This window comes from Microcoleus sp. Pol12B5 (genome assembly GCF_036701335.1).
Taxonomy (GTDB): domain Bacteria; phylum Cyanobacteriota; class Cyanobacteriia; order Cyanobacteriales; family Microcoleaceae; genus Microcoleus.
Genome location: NZ_JAUBQQ010000001.1, coordinates 203,148 through 227,652 on the forward strand (window position 1 = coordinate 203,148; position 24,505 = coordinate 227,652).

At 44.6% G+C, this 24,505-nt stretch carries 20 protein-coding genes; 14 read left to right on the forward strand and 6 right to left on the reverse strand.

Annotation, left to right across the window (positions count from 1 at the left end; all coding sequences use genetic code 11):
- Positions 1-213 precede the first annotated feature (213 nt).
- Positions 214-1,107 (forward strand): DUF2382 domain-containing protein, encoded by an 894-nt coding sequence (locus QUA24_RS00820; protein WP_333226464.1) that lies wholly within the window; start codon positions 214-216, stop codon positions 1,105-1,107.
- 299 nt (positions 1,108-1,406) lie between these two features.
- A complete protein-coding gene (locus tag QUA24_RS00825; protein ID WP_333226466.1) occupies positions 1,407-2,225 on the forward strand; it encodes an ion transporter in 819 nt (272 codons plus the stop codon).
- Positions 2,226-2,243: 18 nt separating this feature from the next.
- On the opposite strand, the gene QUA24_RS00830 is transcribed toward QUA24_RS00825, so the two are convergent.
- Complete coding sequence (locus QUA24_RS00830) at positions 2,244-3,212, reverse strand: TIGR03885 family FMN-dependent LLM class oxidoreductase (RefSeq protein ID WP_333226468.1); 969 nt, start codon at positions 3,210-3,212, stop codon at positions 2,244-2,246.
- A gap of 228 nt (positions 3,213-3,440) precedes the next feature.
- Positions 3,441-4,292: a DUF1206 domain-containing protein gene (locus QUA24_RS00835; protein WP_333226470.1), complete on the reverse strand. Its 852-nt coding sequence runs from the start codon at positions 4,290-4,292 to the stop codon at positions 3,441-3,443.
- A gap of 981 nt (positions 4,293-5,273) precedes the next feature.
- Between QUA24_RS00835 and QUA24_RS00840 the strand changes: the two genes are divergently transcribed.
- Positions 5,274-5,840, forward strand: a complete 567-nt coding sequence (locus QUA24_RS00840) for a DUF3611 family protein (RefSeq protein ID WP_333226472.1) — start codon at positions 5,274-5,276, stop codon at positions 5,838-5,840.
- A gap of 429 nt (positions 5,841-6,269) precedes the next feature.
- A complete protein-coding gene (locus QUA24_RS00845) occupies positions 6,270-7,895 on the forward strand; it encodes an alpha-amylase family protein (protein ID WP_333226473.1) in 1,626 nt (541 codons plus the stop codon).
- 29 nt (positions 7,896-7,924) lie between these two features.
- Here QUA24_RS00845 and QUA24_RS00850 read toward each other — a convergent pair whose 3' ends face one another.
- Both QUA24_RS00850 and QUA24_RS00855 read right to left on the reverse strand, forming a co-directional pair.
- A complete protein-coding gene (locus QUA24_RS00850) occupies positions 7,925-8,890 on the reverse strand; it encodes an S-layer homology domain-containing protein (protein WP_333226475.1) in 966 nt (321 codons plus the stop codon).
- Positions 8,891-8,940: 50 nt separating this feature from the next.
- Complete coding sequence (locus QUA24_RS00855; RefSeq protein ID WP_333226477.1) at positions 8,941-9,864, reverse strand: DUF2382 domain-containing protein; 924 nt, start codon at positions 9,862-9,864, stop codon at positions 8,941-8,943.
- 489 nt (positions 9,865-10,353) lie between these two features.
- Between QUA24_RS00855 and QUA24_RS00860 the strand changes: the two genes are divergently transcribed.
- The 7 genes from QUA24_RS00860 (at position 10,354) to QUA24_RS00890 (ending at position 17,622) form a co-directional block, all read left to right on the forward strand.
- Positions 10,354-10,965 carry a hypothetical protein gene (locus tag QUA24_RS00860; protein ID WP_333226479.1) on the forward strand — a complete coding sequence of 204 codons (612 nt, stop codon included), beginning with the start codon at positions 10,354-10,356 and terminating at the stop codon, positions 10,963-10,965.
- A gap of 155 nt (positions 10,966-11,120) precedes the next feature.
- Positions 11,121-11,672, forward strand: coding sequence for an SH3 domain-containing protein (locus tag QUA24_RS00865; RefSeq protein ID WP_333226481.1), 552 nt, complete (start codon positions 11,121-11,123; stop codon positions 11,670-11,672).
- A 14-nt stretch (positions 11,673-11,686) separates the two neighbouring features.
- The gene (locus QUA24_RS00870; RefSeq protein ID WP_333226483.1) at positions 11,687-12,814 is read left to right on the forward strand and encodes an EcsC family protein; all 1,128 of its coding nucleotides are present in this window, start codon (positions 11,687-11,689) and stop codon (positions 12,812-12,814) included.
- Positions 12,815-12,992: 178 nt separating this feature from the next.
- Positions 12,993-14,285, forward strand: a complete 1,293-nt coding sequence (gene iscB, locus QUA24_RS00875) for an RNA-guided endonuclease IscB (protein WP_333160310.1) — start codon at positions 12,993-12,995, stop codon at positions 14,283-14,285.
- Positions 14,286-14,525: 240 nt separating this feature from the next.
- On the forward strand, positions 14,526-15,530 hold the full coding sequence (locus QUA24_RS00880) for a mechanosensitive ion channel family protein (protein ID WP_333226486.1): 1,005 nt from the start codon (positions 14,526-14,528) through the stop codon (positions 15,528-15,530).
- Complete coding sequence (locus QUA24_RS00885; protein ID WP_333226488.1) at positions 15,527-16,852, forward strand: DUF2254 domain-containing protein; 1,326 nt, start codon at positions 15,527-15,529, stop codon at positions 16,850-16,852. The genes QUA24_RS00880 and QUA24_RS00885 overlap by 4 nt, the downstream gene beginning before the upstream one ends.
- A 17-nt stretch (positions 16,853-16,869) precedes the next feature.
- Positions 16,870-17,622 (forward strand): hypothetical protein, encoded by a 753-nt coding sequence (locus tag QUA24_RS00890; protein WP_333226490.1) that lies wholly within the window; start codon positions 16,870-16,872, stop codon positions 17,620-17,622.
- 61 nt (positions 17,623-17,683) lie between these two features.
- On the opposite strand, the gene QUA24_RS00895 is transcribed toward QUA24_RS00890, so the two are convergent.
- On the reverse strand, positions 17,684-17,818 hold the full coding sequence (locus QUA24_RS00895; RefSeq protein ID WP_333226492.1) for a hypothetical protein: 135 nt from the start codon (positions 17,816-17,818) through the stop codon (positions 17,684-17,686).
- Positions 17,819-18,223: 405 nt separating this feature from the next.
- Between QUA24_RS00895 and QUA24_RS00900 the strand changes: the two genes are divergently transcribed.
- From QUA24_RS00900 to QUA24_RS00910, 3 genes are all read left to right on the forward strand, one after another.
- Positions 18,224-18,985 (forward strand): ZIP family zinc transporter, encoded by a 762-nt coding sequence (locus tag QUA24_RS00900; RefSeq protein ID WP_333226494.1) that lies wholly within the window; start codon positions 18,224-18,226, stop codon positions 18,983-18,985.
- A gap of 172 nt (positions 18,986-19,157) precedes the next feature.
- A complete protein-coding gene (locus tag QUA24_RS00905) occupies positions 19,158-21,569 on the forward strand; it encodes a bifunctional serine/threonine-protein kinase/ABC transporter substrate-binding protein (protein ID WP_333226496.1) in 2,412 nt (803 codons plus the stop codon).
- 503 nt (positions 21,570-22,072) lie between these two features.
- A complete protein-coding gene (locus tag QUA24_RS00910; RefSeq protein ID WP_333226498.1) occupies positions 22,073-22,792 on the forward strand; it encodes a PHP domain-containing protein in 720 nt (239 codons plus the stop codon).
- A 484-nt stretch (positions 22,793-23,276) separates the two neighbouring features.
- Here the strand turns inward: QUA24_RS00910 and QUA24_RS00915 are convergent, their stop codons facing one another.
- Positions 23,277-24,443, reverse strand: coding sequence for a CO2 hydration protein (locus QUA24_RS00915; protein ID WP_333226500.1), 1,167 nt, complete (start codon positions 24,441-24,443; stop codon positions 23,277-23,279).
- Between the last annotated feature and the right edge of the window lie 62 nt (positions 24,444-24,505).

The window sequence follows — 24,505 nt, forward strand, 5'->3', positions numbered from 1 at the left end:
AAAGTTGTTCAAAGTTCAAATTGCGAAACTTGAGGGGGCGGGAGATCGATAAAAAATGATAATTCATCTATCCAGAGACAGAAAAAATTTAAAATAAATATACTCATCGTACTATTCTGTTTTATTTAATACTTCATAAGAAGGAAGCATCAAATTTGAGTTATATCTAAAATGGAGGCATAAGTTGATGTAGATAGAAAGGGAAGGATTCCTATGTTACTTTACAAAATTGAAGATTTTAATCCCCACTACCGCGAAGCAGCTTTTAATGGCGAAGATATCAAAGGCCTGGATATCTATGCTGGAAATACACATGAGAAGATTGGCTCCATCGATACCGCGCTAGTTGATGAGACAGGACGTTTCCGATATTTTGTTGTTGACACAGGTTTCTGGATTTTTGGCAAGAAGGTATTAGTTCCAGTGGCTCTTTGTCGAGTGGATGTTGATGCAGAGCGCATCTACGCGACGGGTTTGAGGAGTAAAGACCAAGCAGAAAGACTACCCAGGTATGAGGATGGGATGGTAGTTGATTACGATTATGAAGAACAAGTGCGGGGTGTTTATCGTACTCTAACAGTAGAAGGGTCTGCACCTGTAGAAGCATCATTGCCTTTAGAAGTATCTGCACCAGTTTCTATGCCGCATTCTGTCTCTAACCAAGCTAGGGCTGCTGGTTATGATCGCAACACCTACACTTACGAACAAGAGCCTCAATTGTATGAGATGAACGAGCGCGAGCATCACAAATTCCGACTCTACGAAGAACGACTGGTTGCAGAAAAAAGCCGTCACAAAGCTGGCGAGGTAGCAATTGGCAAGCGAGTAGAAACCGAAACGGCACGAGTTTCAATTCCCACAGAAAAAGAGCGAGTTGTAATTGAAAGTATAACTCCAGGGACGGCAGGTGCGCCCGTAAATCGGGATACTCCATTCCAGCAGGAAAAGGTGATGCGTATGGAAGTTTACGAAGAAACTGCTGATATCAAAAAAGAAGCTTTCGTGCGCGAAGAAGTTAACATCAGGAAAGAAGTTGAAACGGAGATTGTTGAGGCAGCGGAAACACTGCGTCGCGAAGAGTTGGACGTGAAGAGGGAAGGACGTTAGAGTGCGAATGAATTTAACAAGGGTTTGTAGTTAGTTGCGCTGTCTTCGCCCACAGGAGCTGGGTCAGCTAAAAAGCTGGTAGGATACTTTGTTTTTAGGATGGTTTAGTCCAAGGGGTGCGGCAGCAGTTTTCTATGCCATGCTGGCGCTACGTAAAACGGGATTAGATTTAGATTGGGTCATTGGTTGCCTAATTATTTGCGCGTCAATAATCCCCACGGCTTTACTGCTGTGCCGGTGGCGAAAGCTAATGCTAAAATGCAGCGTAAAAGACTAACTTTTAATGATTTGGTAGGTAGATGAACAACCCCAACCTAGCCGAAAAACAAGCCATAGAACAAGAGCAAGGCGAGATTTTGCAACAGCTAGAAGATTGGCTGGAAGCTCCCATGCTGGTGCTGGCATTTGTGTGGCTAGCCCTATTTATTATTGAATTAACTTGGGGATTAAATCCACTGCTAGAAGTCGTTATCACTACTATTTGGATTATCTTTATTGCCGATTTTCTAGTTAAATTTGCCTTGGCTCCCCGCAAAATTTCCTATATCAAAAGCCATTGGATAACGGCTTTTTCTCTGCTGTTGCCTGCTTTGCGTACCTTGAGGATTGTACGAGTGGTGCGAGCATTCAAAACAGCACGGGCTGTGCGAAGTTTGCAGTTGTTGCGAGTTATGACTGGTACGAATCGAGGGATGCGGGCATTAGCTGCGAGTGTTAGCCGTCGCGGATTTGGTTATGTCGTAGGACTAACGATAATTATTACCTTGGTAGGTGCAGCAGGGATGTATGCTTTTGAAAAAGATGTCGCCGATGGTTCCTCCGGGTTAAATAATTACGGCACAGCGTTATGGTGGACGGCAATGCTAATGATGACAATGGGTTCGGAATATTGGCCCAAAACGCAAGAAGGTCGCATACTTTGCCTTGTTCTGGCACTCTATGCGTTTGCGGTTTTTGGTTATGTAACTGCGACCATCGCCACATTTTTTATTGGTCGCGATGCAGAGGATGACGAAGCAGAATTAGCAGGAGGGAAATCAATTGCAGCACTTCAAACTGAAATTGCTGCCTTGCGGGCTGAGATTCAGCAATTATTAAATCAGAATTCCAAGTATTGAATTAGGTAGATGCCAAGATCAATTTTTTGTCAGCGCTGGCACTACTTTTTCGCCAAATACCTCAATAAACTGCTCTTGTTCTCGGTTAACGTTGTGCAAAATTAGTTCATCAAACCCCAATTCAATATCTTTTTGCAACCACTCAATATGCTGCTCTTGGTCTGCCGAGATGCGGACGTGTTGATATAACTCCTCTGGTTGCACAAACTCCCCGGCCGCATCAAATTGATCGGGTGTTATCAGTTCTGTCAGCATTTTACTTTTGAAGATGTTACTACGCCATTGATGATGAGCGCCTTGTAGTGCTTTCTCTGCATTACTGTCATAGGAAAGCTGCACTTTCAAAATCATTGGTTTCCCTTCTCCACCACCGCGACGAAACGCATCGACGACTTTTTTTAACTTTTCAGGTGGGCGAGAAGTAGTAATTAATCCATCTGCCCAACTGCCCAACCATTCTGCGGTTTCTGGGGTAACTGCGGCGCCGATAATTAATGGGAGAATTTCCGGGCGGGTATAAAGTTTTGCATCTTCTACGCACACTAAACCGCGATGGGTGACAGTTTCTCCTGCCCAAAGGGCGCGGATAATATCGACACATTCTTTGAGGCGCGTGTTGCGATCGCTCTTAGTAGGCCACTTATCCCCAGTAATATGTTCGTTCAACGCTTGACCGCTGCCAACCGTTAGCCAAAAACGATTGGGAAACATTTCTGCCAACGTTGCCACAGCTTGGGCAATAATAGCCGGATGATACCGCTGTCCGGGAGCGCAAACAACCCGATAGGAAAGCCTCGGCGTTGCTTGCATTGCTGCACCCAACCAAGACCAAGCAAAACCACTTTGTCCTTGCGCTTCACTCCAAGGATGAAAGTGATCGGAAGAAAGGGCATGGGTAAAGCCAGCTTGTTCTGCCATTTTGACATATTTCAGCAGTTCGCTGGGCTTAAACTGTTCGTGGGAAGCATGATAACCAATTTGTGCCATAAGTTTTTAAGAGTTTTGAGTAGGGGCCCCCGTGCCCGCCCTGAGTTTTGAGTAGGGGCGGTGCCCCCGTGCCCGCCCTGAGTTTTGAGTTAAAATATCCAGACTTAAAAGCAGGTGATTTAATCAGGAAGCCTTGTAAAAGTTTTGAGCTTTGAGTTAGATATTTTTTTAATTTAATAAAAAAAATGTTGTACTCAAAATTCATAACTTTCTGTATAACGGGCAAACTTATGAGCGGAAAATTCGCCGATAGCGAGCTTCAATTACCGAGTAGATGCCATAGGCAATTAAACCCAAAGGTACTAGAGCCAAAATCACTGGACTAAAAGGCTGTTGTGCCAGAATTCCCAACACCTCGCCCAATCCCTTCGTTTGACTGGCATCCGATAGCCTTGCTGCTTGAATTAAGAAAAAACCGATTATAACAAAAACAACTCCACGGGCAGCAATTCCAGCTCGACCCAACCGTGTCGCCCAAGTTTGCTCGGTTTGGCTCATTTCATCTAGCTTGAAATGGCGACGAAATTTGGCTTTATATGCTTGGTAGAAATAAGAGAAACCTACACCAATAACAATTGATCCTGCCAATCCTACCAGCCATTGTCCAAACGGTTGCGCTAAAATTTGGGCTGTCAAATCTTCGGTTGTATCGCTCTTACCACCGCCCGAACCCATTATCAGTTTTACAGCCGTTAAAGCCAAACCTGCATAACCTAAAGCACTTAAGGCGTAGCCAATGCGTTGGGCAATTCGCTTGGCATCCATTTTCTGTCCTTGGTGTTCTGGGTCGAGAATTGTCTGAACGATACGCAAAAGGGCATAACCAATAATGCCAATCGTTACAATAAATAGCAGAAATTTACCGAAAGGTTGGTTAACAATTTCTGATAATGCACCGCTAGTATCGGTTGTCCTGCCGCCCATACTAAAGGCTGCTTGTGCTGCTAAAAAACCGACAATAAAGTAAACTAAGCCTTTGGAAGCATATCCCAATCTTGCCAGTCGCTCAAACCAGGGATGAGAAGCTGCCTGTCCAATTGAGTCTTTAATGCTGTCGGTGGGTGAGTTGTCCCGTTTCATATTTTTTATACTTTAGTTGTTAACGACTGCTGGCATAGGCAATGGTGCATTCCTTTCCAGTTAACTTAGTTCTTAAACAAACGATTTATATTATCATTTATTAATTTAATAATTACCTTCTTTAGAGATTTTTTTCATCTGTCTTGAGCGGGAGTCTCATCGGTTGATTGATTGATAAAATTCACATTAAGTGGGCTTGACAAATATAGCTTTATAGGTTATTTACAGGCTTCCCTGATGGAGCAGTCTGCCAGCGGTATAGTAGATTTTTGATAAAAATTTCTTTAACCCAAGTTTGAATAACAATTAGAATTGGCGACCCTAAAAATAATGTCAAAAAAAATCAGAATGCTATCAAGAGCTAAGGTGTAAACGGAAAGCAAAAATACCTGCTTTTCCATAATGATATATCTGACAAATCTGCAATAGCTGTCATAACGGGCTTATGGACGTTGCAAGAATGGATGCGCCCCAGTGCGGCAGTTGGGAATCAAGCATCTATCGCCAATACTCCGAGCGATCGCACTTAACTGAATTGTGTAGCATAAAATTTTCCTCAATCATCTTCCATCAGGGGGATATTTTCTTATGGCATCAGACAGATGGCAAGGTTGGGCTAGTTAGATTCAATAGATATTGAAGCAAGATTGTGAAATGTTGAACAGAAACAAGAGACGTTTTGCCTAAGTCGATTTTTAAGACTTTAAATTCCCCTTGTCGCAAGAAGTTGATTGTTCAGAACCGGGAGGATTTTAGGAAAATCAAATCAACCACAACGGCACTGCCCGTGTTGAGTTCAACCTTTTATTTACCGGAAATTGCCGAATTCGGTTCCCAAACATCCGGCATCCTGTCCTGCCCTTAACTGACTTTTCAGGAAAACTCTAATAGCTAACAACAAGGCGATCGCCAGGAAGACAAGCATAACCTCTTTCTTACCTCGTTTATTTTGATACTCAATTCAGCAATAAGGTGGATATAATGAATCAACCAGAATCCTTGTCGCAACCGCTGATCCAAAGCGAATTCGTCGCAACTTTTCGCTTGTTTAGTAGGTTTAGCTTCTGGATACAGTTATTCTTGGGTGCTGTTTCCGGCATAGTTTTAGTATTTGCTATGTTGGGTCGCAACATGAGCGAGCAAACCAATAATGCAGGTATTGGTTTCGGGGTTTTTTTAGCGATAGTTGGCCTGCTATTGCTGTGCTTTAGAATATTTTGGGATTTTCGCTATAGGCTATTAGGCCGACTTTTGCACGCCGAAAACTCCCAGGTATATCCCAGTAAAGAACATATTACTCACACCTTACGGATTGGATTAGTTTCTAGTTTGGTGGGGGTATTAATCGCGTTTGTTGCTTCAGAAGAAACAGTTGCTGTAGTGCTAGCGAAAACTCTTAGTCAACCCCAAGCGATGGCAGCTTATGCGCCAGAAAATGTGATTCGTTCCCTAGATATTTTTGTGACGATGGCAAACGTCAATCTGATTGGCGCTCACTTTTTTGGAGCTGTTACTTCTCTTGGGTTACTCAATTGGGTAGAAGATTAGTTAGCCGGATTGGCGATCGCTAAAGGCAAACACAACTCCTATGCCGTCAGCACTTACAAGCGCTGGCAGATTTAACTAATGTTTATGCTGGTGCACTGTCTTGGCGAAAGAGACCGAAGACAGTGCAGCTACCAGCTAAACAATTTGGCTATTGCAATAAAGATATAAGCTGAAATGGGTAGCGATCGCTCCTGCTAATTGTAGTCAGCCGTATCGACCCTTTTTTAATTAAAAAAACGTAAGGTATTATCTTGGTTTATGTTTAACATACCGTTATATTGAGATATTTTTAATGGGTACAAATACGACTTAGAAGTATCTTCCGAAAGATGAGCTATACCCGTGGCATTCAGCTTCCTAAATAGCCCTGTGACCGGATTTCTGAATAAAGCCATGTTACACCGTTTATCTATTAAGAAATTTACTGATATGAAAGACCTCTGGTATAAAAACGCAATTGTCTACTCCCTCGATGTTGAAACCTTCATGGACTCGGACGGGAATGGTGTCGGCGACTTTCAGGGACTTATCAACCGCCTAGACTATTTATCCGGGCTAGGAATTACTTGTTTGTGGTTGCTGCCGTTTTATCCTTCCCCTAACCGCGACAATGGTTACGACGTGATGGATTACTACAACATTGATCCGAGACTCGGAACCCTGGGAGATTTTGTCGAGTTCATGCACCAAGCAAGGGAACGAGGAATTCGCGTGCTGATCGATCTAGTAGTAAATCATACGTCCCATCAGCATCCTTGGTTTGTGGCATCCAAAAGCGATAAAAACTCCAAGTATCGCAATTACTACGTGTGGTCAGAAAATCCACCCAAAACTGATCCAGAATTGCTGGTGTTTCCCGATGCTGAGGAGAGTATTTGGGAGTACGACGAACAAGCAAACGCTTACTATTTGCATCACTTCTATAAAGAACAGCCAGATTTGAATATTGCCAATCCGGCGGTACGAGAAGAAATCTGCAAAATTATGGGTTTCTGGCTAGAACTAGGCGTGTCTGGATTTCGCATTGATGCTGTTCCCTTTTTAATTAAAGGAATTGGCATCGAAGGTGCAGACCCCGAAAAGCTGCGAGGTTTCTTGGAAGAAATGAGAGAGTTTGTGTCATCGCGTCGGGGTGATGCAGTGTTGCTGGCAGAAGCAAATGTCGATCGCGAGCAAATTTCTATCTACTTTGATAAGGGCGACAGAATGCACATCCTGTTCAACTTTTTGCTGAACCAGCATCTGTTTTTGGCCTTGGCGCGTCAAGAATCCACAGCATTGCGCGAGGGACTAAAAACCTTACCGGATATTCCTGATATTTGTCAGTGGCTTAATTTTGTGCGCCATCATGATGAACTGACGCTAGATCGCATTACTTCATCGGAACGAGATGAAATTTTTGCAGCGTTTGCCCCTGAGAAAACTATGCAAATTTTCGGGCGCGGCATTCGTCGTCGCTTACCACCGATGATGGGAGGATCTCGCCGCCGGATTGAACTGGTCTACAGCTTGCTTTTCACTCTGCCTGGTACACCCATGCTGCGGTATGGGGAAGAAATTGGCATGGGGGATGACCTTTCGCTGGAAGGTCGAGACAGCGTCCGCACGGTGATGCAATGGTCAGATGCAGCGAATGGTGGCTTCTCGACGGCTGCAACTGATGCCCTTGCCAGACCTGCGATCGCCCACGGAGAATATGGTTACAAACAAGTCAATGTCGTCGCAGCGCAGCGCGATCCTGGCTCATTAATTAACTGGATGGAACGTGCAATCAGCATCCGCAAGCAATGTCCTGAGTTGGGTAGGGGCAAGTGGCACATTCTCGAAACCGACTCTCCCTCGGTGTTAGCCCACTGCTGCGACTGGCAAGGCAGGACGGTGATTGCTCTCCACAATCTAGCCGACAAACCTTGTAGCGCTACGCTCAAATCTAACGAATACAGCAATCTGTGCGATTTATTTGGCGATCGGCTCTATGAATCTCTCGGTGCCGACTCGCCCTCTATTCCCTTGGAAGCCTACGGCTATCGCTGGTTTCGAGTCAATCGAATCTAGGCGTAAAAAAGTTAATCTTGAGGGAAGAACTAGCGACGTGGACTGTTAGGAATGTACTTAGCAGTATTCTTGTCTGGAAGCGGTTCTATCTGACCTTGATTGACCAAGGCTTGATGAATTAGGGCAGTAGCACTACCCCGACTCAGCAACTCGTTCGGATTAAGAACTGTGGGATCTGGATAGTTGACCACTATCTTTGCCTTTGTCGCTGCTGCCACTGGCTCAACCGCATATTTAGGAAGTTTCTCGGCATCTTTATAATACGAATTGAGAAAATCTAATGCCGAATTTTTAGCAGGCGCAGTTGCAGCTTTTGTCGTTGTTGGTGGAACAGACTTAGCCGATTTAAGTGCGGGCGCAGACGCAGGCTGCTGTCTTGCCACTACAGGTAATAACGGCTGCATCAAAACAGTCGCTGCAAGGGGAAATGCCAAACGGTTCCTAGCAATTCGACGTTTATTTACTGGAGTTGGGCTTGATGGACTTGCAGCAGCTTGATCAGTTTTGACAACAGGGGGGTTGAAATCCATATTTAAACCCCTCATTAACACAACTAATGCTTGTGCCTTAGTCAAGGGCTGCTTCGGACGAAACTCATTTCCGGGAAAATCATTCATAAATCCCGTTTCATAAGCTTCTTGAATCGGAGTTTCTGCCCAGTAGTTTTTAGGCACATCCTTAAAGTAACTTCCACTCGGTATCTTTCTAACGCTTGCTCGATTAAAAGCTTGGCGGATCATCGCCGAAAATTCATCCCGATCAACAGCCTGTTTGGGTCTAAAAGTTCCGTCTAGATATCCGGTAACAATCTCTTTTTCAGCTAAGGAATCAATAAACGGACGCGCCCAGTAATTCGGCGGTACATCAGGAAATTTCGATTTAGCTTGTTGAGCAGCAACTTGCTGGGAACTTAGCACAAAGCCAGTGCCACTGACACTAACAGCTAAAGCTAAAAAGGCTACGCTGATTGACGGTAAATGCCTGCGAGTAGACATGATGAATTTCCTCCTAATTTTTGCATTTTTAACGATACTCTTTGGCTGAGTTAAAGCGGACTTCTTTTTTTTTCCTCCGAATCCCATTCGGTTTTTTTTACATCTAACTCTTCGCGACGTACTGTGTCTCTTGCCTCAACCTTATCTTGCTCAACTTCTTTTCTGATTTGCACTTCCTCGCGCACGAACGCTTGCTTTTGGATATTCACACTTTCTTCGTAGATTTCAAAATGTGCCATTTCTTCTTGCTTGAAGGCGGTATCTGGGGTTACTCGACTCCCTGCAGATTCTGGAGTTGTGTGCTCAATCACAATTCGCTCTTTTTCTACAGGAACTTCCAGTTTTACCCTTTCGGTTTCAACTTGTTTGCTAATTATTACCTCGCCTGTTTTGCGACGGGTTTTATCTGCAACTAATCGTTCTTCGTACAGTTTGAGTTTTTGATGGTCCTGTTCGTTCATCTGATACAATTGGGGCTCTCGCTCGTAAGTATAGGTATCCCGATCATAAGCAGGATTAGTAGCTTGAGGCGAGACCGAATGTGTTGTAGAAACTCGAACAGGTGCTTCTAAAGGTAATGATGCTTCTACTGGTACAGACGCTTCTACTGTTGAAGTTCGATAAATACCCCGCACTTGTTCTTCATAATCGTAATCAACTGCCATCCCATGCTCATACCTGGGTAGTTTTTCCACTTGGTCTTTACTCCGCAAACCTGTAGCGTAAACACGCCGCCCATTAAAATCAATGCGACAAAGAGCGATGGGAAGTAAAACTTTTTTGTCAAAAATCCAAGAACCAGTCTCTACCACAAAATAGCGGCAACGTCCTGTCTCATCTACCAGCACAGTATCGATCGTGCCAATTTTATCATCGGTACTTCCGCCATACACATCCAGTCCTTTGATATCGTCGTCCTCAAAAGCGGCTTGGCGGTAGTTGGGATTAAAATCCTCAATTTTGTAAAGTAACATAGTTGTTTCCTGTACTATCTACATCAACTTGTGTACCTACTTTAGATAGATATCAGCTCTAATACTTCCTTCTTATGAATGATTCAGCAAATTGAAAATCATCAAGATAGCGATATTTTTTTGTATTTTTCTATCTTTAGGTAGATGAATTTAGATTTCCTGTACTCAAGGGGGTAAATTTATCTAATCATTCGTAGGTTGGGTGGAGCCAACCTACAAGGTTTCTGCCAGCAACTCTCACAAGGATTTATTAGGTTTTACGATCACATTAACTAGGGGATATCCTACAAAATTAAGGGCATCTCTAAAGGATCTGCTGGTTTTTTTTAAAGGAAGTTTCGATTTTATAAGCAAAGTTACTACTTTTGATATTTAAAATTTTTAACTTAAAAATATTATGCCCATCGGTAGATATTCTGGTAATGATGATTAAGTAAAATTAAATTACCTTCAAGAAAAAAAATGACGTAACACAGGGGTTAATCTTTTATGACTTATCCAGATCGATCGGGCAATCCACTCACTGAGCCTACAATCATCAATCCGCTGGTGGATTACCACGATCAAGTGAGGTGGGGGCCAATTTTGGCAGGAATTGCGATCGCTCTGGGTACTCAACTACTTTTAAGCGCTTTGGGAATGGCGATCGGATTAACCGCAGGTGCAACAGGGGCGGATGCAGGTTCCGTTGGTATTGGGGTCGTAATTTGGTCGATTATCAGTTTGCTGATTTCCCTTTTTTTGGGCGGTTGGGTGATGGCTCAAAGCTGCGGCCCGATGACCAAGAAAACAGCATTTTTGAATGCAGCAATTCTTTGGGGAGCTACACTAGCACTTAGTGCTTGGTTATTAGGAAGCGGGATATCGGGTGCTGTTGGCGCTGCGGCTGCTAATGCTGGAGAAATTGCCAATCAAGTACAACAACAGGGCGGCGTTAATATACCCAATCAAGCGCCGAATGTAGACCCAAATCAAGTTCGCGATCTAGCTGGTAATACAGCTAAAGCTACTTGGTCATTTCTACTTGGCTCTTTGCTGAGTTTGGCAGCGGCAATGATGGGTGGTGCTGTTGGCGTTCGCAAACCTCGCGTTTATGCTTGATTAGCGATGATAAAACCAGAAAATTCAACAAGCACACCAGCGAGTCGAAAGATTTTATACCATTGTGATGATGATTCATCCTTTCTTGGAGAAGATGAACAAGCTAAAAACCTTTTCTAAGGTTTTGGCATAGAGATTTAAAAGGAGATAAAGCGATGCAAGAGCAGAGGATATGGCAAAAATATACAACGTTAACAAGTTCGATCTTGTTAACGGCAACGGTTTTAGTTGCTCCCTCGTTCGCCGCTGATACAAATCAAACACAGATTCAAGGTGAATCTTTACTAGCGCAAGTACCGGATAGCTGTCGCCAGGTTATTGCGAGGAATGGTCTTAATGTTCGGCGACAACCGACGGCTAACAGCGAAGCGGTTGGCATTATCGGTTCCTCACGAAATGTGACGATTCAAAATCTTGGTGAGAATGGCTGGGTACCAATTACAGCCCCCATACAAGGCTACGTATATGGTGGTTTTCTCGGAGCGTGTGAAGCCGCAACCGCCCCGCCTCCTACTAACTGCCGCCAAGTGGCAGCCGTCAGAGGAATTAACGTACATCAAGCACCTTCCACTGATGGGGAAAGCCTTGGAGTCGTCGCGAATGGACGAAGAGTGACGATTGAAAGTTTAGGAACGGATGGTTGGGTGCCGATTACAGTGCCTCTGAGAGGCTATGTCCAAGCTGAAAACCTGGCGTATTGTAGTTAATTGAAAAAACAGTGATGGATGACCAATCAAACCCAAAAAAAGAAACTAATTCACAGCAAAAATCTGGTTTGTTAAATTTCCTTGCCGAGACAACAGAATCTGCACTGAATGCCGGCAAAGCGGTTGTTGAAACAGCAGTTGATTTGGGTGAAGCTGTTGCTAAACAAACTTATCGATTGATTGGACAAGCGACCCAAGGAACCGGAGATGCGGTGACTTATGTTGGCAATCTTCCCTTTGTTAAACAAGTAGCAGGGGTACTCAGGCTTGATTGGTTAGTTGGAGTCAGCGATCGCATCGACTTAGCCAAAGCCGAAGCTCAAGTCAAGGAACTCCAACAAAAGTATCCCAATGAAGATCCCAGCGAAATTGCCCATCGCATTATGGTGGAAAAAGCGATCCACGCCGGTGGTGTCGGATTTGCTAGCAGCATTTTACCCGGTGTCGCGGCTGCACTGCTGGCGATCGATTTAGCCGCGACTACTGCGATTCAAACCGAAATGGTTTATGAAATTGCCGCCGCCTATGGGATGGATTTGCAACAGCCAGCCCGAAAAGGTGAGGTTTTGGCAATTTTTGGGTTAGCGCTAGGCGGTAGCAACGCAATGAGAGCTGGTTTGGGCTTTTTACGCAACGTACCGCTGGCTGGCGCGATGATTGGTGCGAGTACGAATGCTACGATGCTGTACGCGCTGGGATATGCAGCGCGCCAGTTTTACGAAGCCAAACTGAGGGAAGAGACTGAAGAACCTGGAACCGAAACGCTGCAAGCGATCCAGCAACAAAGCGAGAAATATCTCGATGTTGCGATCGCCCAGCAAGCAGGGATGGATCAAATTATGGTTCACATGATTTTGGCAAGTTATCCCAACAAAAACTGGGAAGATATTCTGCCAGAATTGAAGGCATTGCAATTAAATGCCGATTCTCTCCAAAGGATTGCTGCTAACATCAAGTCCCCCAAACCATTGGGTGCATTGTTAGAGCAACTTAACCCGGACTTTGCAGTACCGCTATTAGCTCAATGCCGTCGCATTGCCGAAAGTAAGGGAGAGGTTTCCGAAGCAGAACAGAGGGTGCTGGATGCTATTCACCAAACAGTGGACAAGACTAGACAGCTAGTTCATACACTGGACAAATAGCCAGCCTAAGTATCTTGAATACTACGTTTTGAGGGTGATGACACCTACGGGTGCTTTCCAGCTTGTAGCTCTGTCGTTAGAGATTAAACAGATGTATTTGGTTAAGTCAGTGTCTCTAACACAACAAGCCATCAAAACATTGGCGAGGAAAACATAACCTGAGTAATCAGAGGACAAAATGTCTAACTTTGTATTCGTTTTAGACACCAACAAACAACCACTTGAGCCAGTAGAACCAGGACAAGCAAGACGATTGTTAAAACTAGCCCAAGCTGCTGTTTATCTCCGTTACCCGTTCACAATTATTCTGAAATATGCGGTTGATAGCCCAAAAACCCAACCCACTCAATTAAAAATTGACCCAGGTTCTAAAACTACTGGGTTGGCTTTAGTACAGGGCGATAAAGTTATCTGGGGTGCTGAGTTGACCCATCGCGGACAACAAATAAAAAATGACTTAGAGTCACGTCGCGCCCTTCGTCGCAATCGTCGCAACCGAAAGACTCGTTACCGCAAACCACGTTTTCTGAACCGCACAAGAGCGCCTGGATGGTTGCCACCAAGCTTAGAATCCAGGTTAAAAAACATCGTGACTTGGGTCAACCGCATCCGTCGATATGTCCCAATTACAGGCATATCCCAAGAGTTAGTTAAGTTTGACTTCCTTGCAATGCAGAACCCTGAAATATCCGGCAAGGAGTATCAGCAAGGTGAACTTGCGGGCTATGAAGTCAGAGAATACTTGCTTGAGAAGTGGGGGAGAAAATGTGCCTATTGCGGTGTTGAAAACTTACCTTTTGAGGTAGAACATATCCACCCAAGATCAAAAGGGGGGAGCGATCGCGTTTCCAATCTTACCCTAGCCTGCCGTGGCTGCAACCAAGGCAAAGGCAATCAAGATATTCGGGATTTCTTGTCCAAAAAGCCTGACATCCTGTCCCGTATTTTGAAACAGGCCTCACAACCCTTGAAAGATGCAACTGCTGTGAATTCAACCCGCTGGGCATTGTTCCAACAACTTAAACAAACAGGATTGCCAATAGAAGTTTCAACAGGAGGTAGAACAAAGTACAACCGCACTCGTTTAGGACTACCTAAAACTCATTGGCTGGATGCAGCTTGTGTAGGAAACGTAGAAGTGCTGCAAGTTTTCACGAAGCAACCGTTGTTAATTGCAGCTAAAGGATGGGGCAGCCGTCAAATGTGTACAACCAATAAATACGGATTTCCTGTCAAGCACAGAACACGGTGCAAAACGTTTTTTGGGTTTGGGACAGGTGACATGGTAAGTGCAATTCTTCCCTTTGGGAAGTTTGCAGGCACTCACGTCGGCAGGCTGACGGTTAGAGAAAGCGGAGTTTTTGAAATGAGAACGCCACTCGGCAAGGTTAGCCCAGTGCGTCATAAATACTGTAAATCAATCCACCGCAACGATGGGTATATGTATGCGTTTTCCACTTTTGTCCAATGAATCAGCGATTAGAGGCGTAGCGATCGCACAAAAACTCAACGGTCAAGATATGGCTTCGATATCCACTTGAAAAAAATTGTTGGTGCGTTAGCTTTCTGCGTAACGAACCATCCCCAATATTTACTGTGGCTCTGTAAGTCCTAAATTAGCCTCACGTTACAGGAATCTACAGCCTTAAGATAGAGTTTGACGTGGCTCATTTTAATACAATCAATAACGACTGATGCAAGAGGAATTTGTATGACAGCAGAAATATCCGCAGTCTGGGACAAGATTGAGAGCATGATCAATGGCTTCATTATCCTGCTGCCTAATATGATACTAGCGTTAATTGTTTTTGGAATCTTTTTCTTTGTTGGCAGGTCAATTAAGAGAGCGGTCAGGCGGCTTACCCGCAACCACCGCCAATCCCGGAATTTGGGACTGGTGTTGGGAAGGTTAGCGCAGGGTATTACTGTTCTGATTGGTCTGTTTATTGCCTTGTCGATTGTAATTCCCACATTTAGAGCAGGCGATTTGGTGCAACTGCTGGGAATTAGCGGGGTAGCGATTGGTTTTGCCTTTCGCGATATCTTACAAAACTTCCTAGCTGGTATCTTAATTCTTTTGACGGAACCGTTCCAAATCGATGACCAGATTGTGTTTAAAAACTTTGAGGGAACCGTAGAAAGTATTGAAACTCGCGCTACAACAATCCGAACCTATGATGGTCGCCGGATTGTAATTCCCAATGCGGAATTGTTCATTAATTCTGTTACTGTGAATACCGCCTTTGATAAACGCCGGATGGAATACGACGTTGGTATCGGCTACGGCGATGATATTCAGCGAGCCAAGCAGTTAATGATGGAAGCCCTGCACAGTGTGGAAGAGGTTTTGAAAGACCCTGCTCCTGACGTGTTGCTGATGGAACTTGCAGGAAGTAGCGTCAATATCCGCGCTCGATGGTGGATTGCTCCGCCGCGAAGAATGGACGATCTGCGATCGCGGGACAAGGTACTTTTTGCGATTAAGGAAAAGCTGACTGCCAATGGCATCGACTTGCCCTTTCCTACGCAGCAAATTTTGTTTCACGACCAAACCGAAGAGACAGATGGCGATCGCAAACGTCAACGCGAAGGATGGCCCGCTGGTAATGGCGAAGTTCCAAAACCCCGTAGCATCAGCGGTTCTCTGCGACAACTAATTGAACAGCGAGCGCAACAAGATGGCAACGGACAATCTTCACGCCACCCCAACTCATGAAAAATGTCAAGTTAAGCAAAATTTGGGACTCGCTGCACTCTAGCTACTGGTTTATCCCAACGTTGATGGCGCTGGGGTCGATGATTTTAGCGATCGCCATGCTGACACTTGACCGCACGGGTAATATACCAAACTGGAGGTGGATTTACACGGGTGGAACCGATGGTGCGCGATCGGTTCTTTCATCGGTTGCCGGTTCAATGATCAGCGTTGTTGCTACAGCTTTTTCCATTACTATTGTGGCGCTTCAGTTGGCGAGTTCAAATTTTGGTCCCCGATTGCTGCGTAATTTTATGCAGGATACGGGCAATCAAATCGTGCTTGGCACTTTCATTGGCACGTTTATTTACTGTTTACTGGTACTGCGAACCATTCATGCAGAAGGAGAAGGATACAGCCTCTTTGTACCCCAACTCTCGGTTACAGTTGGTACCGGATTGGCAATTGCCAGTATCGGCGTACTGATTTACTTTATCCATCACGCATCAACCATTATTCAAGCCTCCCATGTAATTACTCAGGTTAGTGGCGATTTAGACAAAGCTCTAGATCGTCTGTTTCCCGATAAAATCGGACAAGGTAAAGCGAACAACTCGCGACAAGTGGGAGAAATTCCTGCAAATTTTGACTCGGAAGCAAGTCCAATCAAAGCCACTGGCGAGGGTTATTTGCAAGCAATCGATGACAACGAATTAATGAAAATTGCCCGTCAGTACAATCTGCTTGTACGTCTTACAACTCGACCGGGAAAGTTTATCGTCAAGGGCAGCGATGTAGCGATGGTTTTCCCGGAAAAACAGGTGAATCAAAGCCTGAAACAACAGATTAACGATGCTTTTATTCTGGGCAAAGAACGGACTGAATATCAAGATGTAGAATTTCCAATCGATCAATTAGTTGAAATTGCCTTGCGTGCGATTTCTCCTGGTATCAACGATCCGTTTACTGCGATTCGGTGTATAGATCGACTCAGCGCCGGATTATCCCGCCTCGCTCAAAGGGATTTTCCCTCCCCCTATCGCTACGACGATGAAGATAATTTGCGCGTCATTGTTGAAGGAGTGACGTTTGAAGGCTTAGTCAATACTGCCTTTAACCAAATTCGCCAGTACAGTAAATCAGATGTGGCGGTAACAATTCGCTTATTGGAAGCTATAGCTTGCATCGCCACTTACACCCGCAATTCCAAACAACGAGAAGCTTTACGCCGTCACGCGGAGATGATTTTAAATAGTAGCCGCGAACAAATCTCTCCGGAGCAAGACCAGAAAGATGTCCAAGAAAAGTATTACCAAGTCATTAAAGCTTTAGGCGAGGATTAATTTGCTTGACCATAATTATGGTAATAACAGCAGCTTTACGACCTGCTCCTAATACTTTAGCTTTAACCGCGCTGATTGCCATTGGTTTAGCGCTGACACATTTATTTTGCGGCAAGTTGCGGTTTGATCCTATTCCTCGCAGTGGTTGGCTTTCAGCAGCAAGTGGGGTTTCGGTAGCTTATGTTTTTGTGCATATTTTACCGGAACTAAATCAGCACCAAGCGGTATTAGAGCAAGTAGAAGCAGGAGTTATTTCTTATCTAGAACACCACGTTTATTTAATAGCTTTGTTAGGATTGACTGTATTTTACGGCGTGGAGCGAATGGCAAATTTATCTCGTCAGCGTGGCGAAGAGGATGTGACCAGTCCAGGTGTTTTTTGGTTGCACATTGGCTCTTTTTCAATCTACAACGCTCTGATTGGCTATCTGCTGCTGCATCGGGAAGAACCGGGCATTACCAATCTGCTGTTGTTTTCTTGTGCAATGGCACTGCACTTTGCAGTGAACGACTCTGGTTTGCGGCAACACCACAAGCATATTTATGAGCGCATCGGACGCTGGATACTAGCAGCAGCTATTATTGTGGGGTGGGTGTTGGGTAGCGCTACTGAAATTGGAAAAACTGCGATCGCAGTTTTATTTGCTTTTTTAGCGGGAGGAATTGTTCTCAATGTCCTCAAAGAAGAATTGCCAGAAGAACGAGAAAGTCGGTTTTGGGCATTTGCCCTTGGTGCTGGAATTTACACGGCTCTTTTATTGGCTTTGTAGAGGAATCAAAGGCAGCCCAAACGTTCGAGGTTAAAACCATTTGAAGGAGCCAATCGTTCTTTCAGACGCAGTTTAAAATTACCGGGATAATTTTTCCGATCGCTGCTACCAACAGCGACGGTATTAACAGTCTTAACTTTAGTCGAATTTCTGAGCGATCGACGTTTATTATTCGCATCCCTTGCTGCCAGTTCATTCTTAATTTATCTAGATATCCAACACAGCACAAACGAAGTCAAAAGCCGGGTGGTTTATCACATGATTGCAGCAACGATTGGTTGGTTGACTGATCTAATTCTTGGGCCAGGATATCCGTCAGCGGAGACTGCGATTAGGAGCAAATATCGTTATTATTGATTGAATAATGCTAGTTAAAAAATTAGCCATCTCTTCCGTTAGAAGCCTGCGGCTATCCCTGGTTTCGAGTCAATCGCATCCTGGGGTAAAAAAGTTAATGTTGAGGGGAACACTAGCGACTATAACTATGAGGAATGTACTTAGCAGATGAGGTAAAAAACCCGGTTTCTGGCACCCATCCGTAAGTCGTATATATAATTAATTTTTAGGCGCGCATAAAAAAAATTCGTCTGAGGTAGAGCTGATGTTTCCAGTGTGGTTGCAGGCAGGATTTTGGGGTTTACTGGGGGGGTCGGCGCTGCTACTGGGAGCGGCGGTGGGTTACTTTGTGAGCATTCCCCAGCGCGCGATCGCGACAATTATGGCTTTTGGCGCTGGTGTGCTGATTTCAGCGCTATCCTTTGAACTGATGGATGAAGCTTACAAGCGCGGCGGTTTCGACTCGACGGCGATCGGCTTTTTGGGCGGCGCTGCTGTCTACACAGCCGCCAATTGGTTTTTGAGTCAACAGGGAGCAAAACACCGCAAGCGATCGGGCGCTTTGCACCCAGCTAAAACAGAGTCAGGCGATGGCGGATTAGCCATCGCCCTCGGCGCGCTGTTAGACGGGATACCGGAGTCGATCGTTGTTGGCGTCAGCATGATTTCTGGAGGCGCTGTCAGTTGGGTGACAGTAGCGGCAATTTTTCTCTCCAACATTCCCGAAGGGCTCTCCAGCGCCGCCGGTATGAAAAAAGCAGGGAGATCGATGGGTTACATTTTTGGAGTTTGGGGCGCGATCGCACTTATTTCCGGTATTGCAGCATTGTTAGGATATACGGTTTTCAGTGGCTTTTCTGCGGAAGTAATAGCCGCTACTACCGCCGTAGCAGCAGGGGGTATTTTAGCAATGATCTCAGATACTATGATTCCCGAAGCATTCGAGGAAACTCACGATTTTGCCGGACTAATTACTGTCTGCGGATTTTTAGCTGCTTTTGTACTCAGCAAGTTAGCAGAAAGATAATTGATAATTAGCGATCGCTCCTCACTAATGTAGAATTGCCAATTGCTGAGAGTTATAGTGTTTTTGATATAGACACAGATGAATTTGATATGTTGCCAAGCTGTATTGGGCAACAAAAAAGCTTATAATCAACATTAAAGGCCGCAGCCTGTCAAGAGGTGTTGGAAGATTTATGTGTGTCAACTTAGGGCATATCCTACATGAAAGGTACGAAATTCTCGCTTTGTTGGGAGAGGGAGGGTTTGCTAGAACCTACACGGCTGTACAAATAAACAAACCTAATAATCCTCTGTGCGTTGTTAAGGAAATTCCTTTTCCCCTATCGAACGATCCGCGCGTCTTGGAGAGGGCAAGGAAGCGATTTGAAAGAGAGGCTAGCGCTTTGCGCGGTCTCGGCAAAAACTCGCGCATTCCCGAATTATTCGATAGTTTTGAAGAAAACGATTATTTTTACTTAGTTCAAGAATATATTGAAGGACATCCGCTTAGTCAAGAACTCACTGCGGGCGATCGGTGGAATGAGCAACAAACTGTTGCTTTGTTGCGGGAAGTTCTGGAAACACTAAAATCAGTCCACCAAGAAAATATTATTCACCGCGATATTACACCTTCTAACTTAATTCGGCGCAAAACAGATCAAACAATTGTTTTAATTGATTTTGGGGCGGTCAAAGAAATCGGCACTTTTACCGCTAAATCTACTGGTGAAATATTCACATCGCAGGCGATCGGCACCAGGGGTTATATGCCTGCCGAACAATACAATCCGCAGTCTGTCCCGCAACCCTACAATGATATTTATGCAGTAGGAATTATCGCGATTCAATCCCTCACCGGGCGGCGTCCCACCAATCTGCCACAAGACCCCGAAAATTGTGAAATTATCTGGGATTATTTAACATCTGAACTGGTTAGCGATGGTCTAACAAATATTTTAACCAAAATGGTGCGCTTCCACTTCCAAGACCGCTACCAGTCTGTTGAGGAAGTTTTGCAAGACTTGAATTTGATCGTCCCAGGGCCCCCATTACCCAAAACTTCGCGGAAGTTGCGATCGCGCTTTCGCTGGCTGCTGTTCGGCGTTGCGGGAATTGCGGCTTTTGGGGCGATCGTACTTTTAATCCCCAGAATTTCCCCGCTAATCCCCAGAATTTTCCCGCAACCAACCTTGCTGACACCCTCCGCCGATGGTGTAAGTTCCGGCGAAAAACTCTTAGTGCAAACCTCCGCCCTGTGGTCAAAACAAAGGGGAATCAATGAGTTTGCCGACTCAAATTATCCCGAAGCTTTAAAATTGCTCAAACAGTCCTGGCGGGAAGACCGCAGAGATCCAGAAACTTTAATTTACATCAACAATGCTCTGCTGAAGGCAATAAATGCAGAATATTACACGATCGCAATTGTTGTTCCCATTCGCAGAAATCAGGACGGCAGCATCCTCAACGCAAATTTAGCAGAAGAACTGCTTCGTGGCATTGCTCAAGCTCAAACCGAAGTTAATTTAGGTCTTCTGGCTGCAAATGAGAACAATAAAAATTTTCCCGGTCAAGGCTTTCTCCAACCAAAAGCTATTAAAGGAAAAGGTCTCAAAGTCATCATTGCTGATGATGGCAATATCAAATCTTACGCGATTCAAAGGGCTAATTATCTGGTCGCTCAGCCCGATATTCTAGCAGTTATCGGCCACTACACCAGCGACATGACTGTAGAAACCGTAGATATTTACAATCGAAATCAACTAATCGCCATTTCTCCAGGAAGCACAACAGAAGAACTGACGAGAAAACCTCGAAAATTTTTCTTTCGGACGGCTCCGACAACTAGAATAGAAGCTGAAGCTTTAGTACATCAACTGCTCTTGGTCGGTGAGAAAAAAGCCGCAGTATTTTACAATCCCAACAGTCCGTTTAGCGCTTCTTTGTGGGAAGAATTCAAAGAGCAATTTGAAGCCAAAGGAGGCTCGACTTTTAGAATTAGGAATTATTACGATTTATCTAAAAATATTTTAGACGCCGAAGCAGCAATCAAAGAAGTTGAGAAAGCCGGAAAAACAGCCTTACTTGTCATTCCCGACGGTCAAGTCACTAATTCCCTGGAAAATGCGATCGCAATGATTAAAGCTAATGGCGATCGCAATTGGATTGTCGGGCCCTGGACTCTGTACGAACCGAGAACGTTAGAAGTAGCAAAAGAGCTAAAGTCTGTTGAAAAACTCGGCATATCTGTGTTTTGGCATCCGTTAATAAGTTTTGACAAAAAATTTCCGCAAAACGCTGAAAAATTGTGGGGAGGCCCGGTCAATACTCGATCGGCTTTAACCTACGATGCCGCCCGGACGCTGATTAAAGCCCTCGAAATGCAGCCAGAACCTAGCCGCCAAGGAATGCAAAAAACCTTAGCCGATCCCAACTTTAAAGCCGAAGGAGCCTCCGGTATAATTGAGTTTGACTCGAAGACTGGAAATCGGAAAAACCCTCCTAAACGAGTGGCGCATATTGTACCGTGTTCTAGAGAACAGTTTGGAGTTACATTTGTGCCGATCGAATTTTCCACAGCCGCAGCCGCAGGTTTAAAGTGCGATTGAAGTGATATAGCAATCCTTGCAGGAGTTGTAAACTTTTTAGCCCACCCCAACCCTCCCCTGATCAAGGGGAGGGAGTAAGAAATTCACAAATGATGCGAGGATTGCTATATCTTGTGGCATTTTCCACAAACCTTTTAAGCGTGGGCATCCTGCCCACTCCACAATAAAATTTACTCTTTGTGGAACAGGCCGGAAAGCCTGTTGCTGAGAATGATGCAATAGGTGCGAGTAAATTGATATCTGGCGGCATTCTCCCCAAACCTGTAGAGGCGAGTTTTAGCAACTATAAATTGCCTGAAATCAATAATCTCATAAACCGACCCCCACCCGACAATAAAATTCTGGATAAAGAATTGTGCAAGATGTGCGAGTGAATTGATATCTTGTGCCGAACGCAACAATCCGCCAGATATTTCAATCCCACAGCAGACTATTGCCACAGGTGCAACATATCAATTTATTAGATATATTAAACAAGGTTAGTTTTTTTTATAATAACGCTTATGGCTGTCAATCTCGCTGCCCCAACAAGTTCTAGTCTCAAACCAGAAGCCCAGAATATCTCAGCACTCAAACAAGTCTTTCAGACAATTGATGCCGATAGCTGTCCGGGTTCCTATAATTTTCATATGCACACAGTCTACTCCGACGGGCGATTGCAGCCAGAGAAATTGATGGAACAAGCCATAGCCGGAGGTCTCAAAGGCTTAGCTATCACCGACCACCACAGCACCCAAGGCTACGTTAAAGCTCAAATTTGGCTGGATAATTGGAAATTAAACCATCCTGACAAAGATAGCGAAGCACCTAGTCTCTGGACAGGCGCTGAAATTAATGCCGAATTGCTTAACAATGAGGTACACATTCTCGGTTACGCCTTTGATCCGCAACATCCCAGTCTCCAACCATACCTACGAGGTAAAAGTACAGAAGGCACTTATTGTTATTCAGCAGCTAGGGTAATTGAAGCTATTCATGAAGCAGGAGGTTTAGCAGTTCTCGCACATCCTTGCAGGTATCGATCGAGTGCAGATAAACTAATCCCAGAAGCAGCCCGTTTCGGCATTGACGGTGTAGAAATTTACTATGCTTACGGTAATCCCAATCCTTGGAAACCGAGTCCCAAACAAACTGCTTTAGTCAAAGAATTAGCAGAAACTTATGGTTTGCTGGGAACTTGTGGCACGGACTCTCACGGCCTGAGTCTTCTCGTCCGAATTTAGATAGTTGGGAAATAAGAAGTGCTTTATCCGGTCATTACCAGTCTAAGCGTTAGCGGATATACCTATGATGAAAGCAATCACAATGAGCCGAAAACAAACAGTTTATCAGGTCAATCGATTTTAGATTTTAGATTGACTCCACGGATAAATTCTGGTGGCAAGTTTCCTCGGATACAGGTTTTTTATTTCTGGGTCCTGAGTCTGCGCGTTGGAATGAATCTGGGGGCTTGTATCTGGATGGTTGATTGTCATATTAGGTGGGCTAAAATGACTATACAATTGTTTGGTGGTGAGGACTTCAGTCCTCATAAAAGTCTGTGGACTGAAGTTTTCACTACTTGCCTGATAACGGCTATTTTACGGGACGTGAGATGATTGCGATCGCCCGGATGAGCTTTCGGTACCCAAAAGTAAGCAATTGCTTTCTTCAGGTAATATTCTTGCAACTCCGAGAGACATTGCGCCCTAAAAACCAGTCGCCCTTCTACCGTTCGGGGAACAACTGACAAGCCCGGTTAGTTGGCTGATTGGCCCAATCCAAGCGAGAATTCCCAAATCGATCCATCCAACCTTCCAAATAAGCTCGATTAGCCTTTTTTTCCTCTGGGTCGGAGGTATTCATGGGATGAGGTGCTAAACCCAAAATAGTCGCCGTCGTCACGCAAAACATCGACTTCTGAAAACTCTGACAAATTTGCACCCGCACATCGTCTTCACCACGACAGCTAGTGCGATAAACTTCGTGCAAATACTCCGGCAAATAATGACGCATATCTTGCATCAATTGAGTTGGCGGAATCCCTGCACCTCCAATAGGTAAAGGGTCAGCAAACAAAGCCCCGTAGGCAAATTCTCTTTGTTCTTCCGGGATTTGATGAGCTTGAGCGTTGTAGGAAACTGTGCCAAAAAAAGCTGTTCCCCGAAAGAAAATTGATTCTACATAAGGCACTGCTACATCTGGTAAAAATGTCAAGTTAGCCGATGCCGGAATGATATCGTAGACTTGACCGTGAATCTTGACGCTGTAGGTAATTGGCAGGCTGGCCGCGGCGACTAAACCGGCTTTGACAAAATCAACTACATCAGAAATACACTTAGTTTCCCCTCGATCATAGGAATCAGATAAGTCCATAAACAAATCGCTCATTACCCGCCAAAACTGACCGAGACCGGTGTAGTAAGCCAGCATCCGCACTTGTTCCGGCAAAAAATTAGGAAAGGTTTTGTTTAGTCCCTGCATGAAAAAATTGCCTTTCAGCTTCGCCACGATCGCCTTTTCGACCAAACTGCTAAATTCGGGGGAATCCAAATAACTATCCAAACCGCCGCCGCCGTGCCAAAGCATTGTTTTCATGCAATACTCAGCATACTCAAAATTAATGCGATCGTGCCATAAATAGCGCATTAATTTAGGCAGAGTCACGTCTCCGTTGAAATATTTAAAAAACGGAAAAAGCACTAAAAACTGTTCTTCTGCAATATAATTGAGATTGCGAGAATAGGCATCTAAAACAATACCATAACTTTTCAGCACGCCGACAACTTCAACTACATTTTCCGTAGACTCAGGCAGTAAAGCTTTGCCTGATTCTAAGAGGTCAATGTATGCGGCTAAGGGATGGGAAGAGGGTTTTAATACGGTACTTTTCATTTTTATTTAACCTTAACTGAAGGAAGGCACGACACGGATTTGAACACGGATACACTGATGAA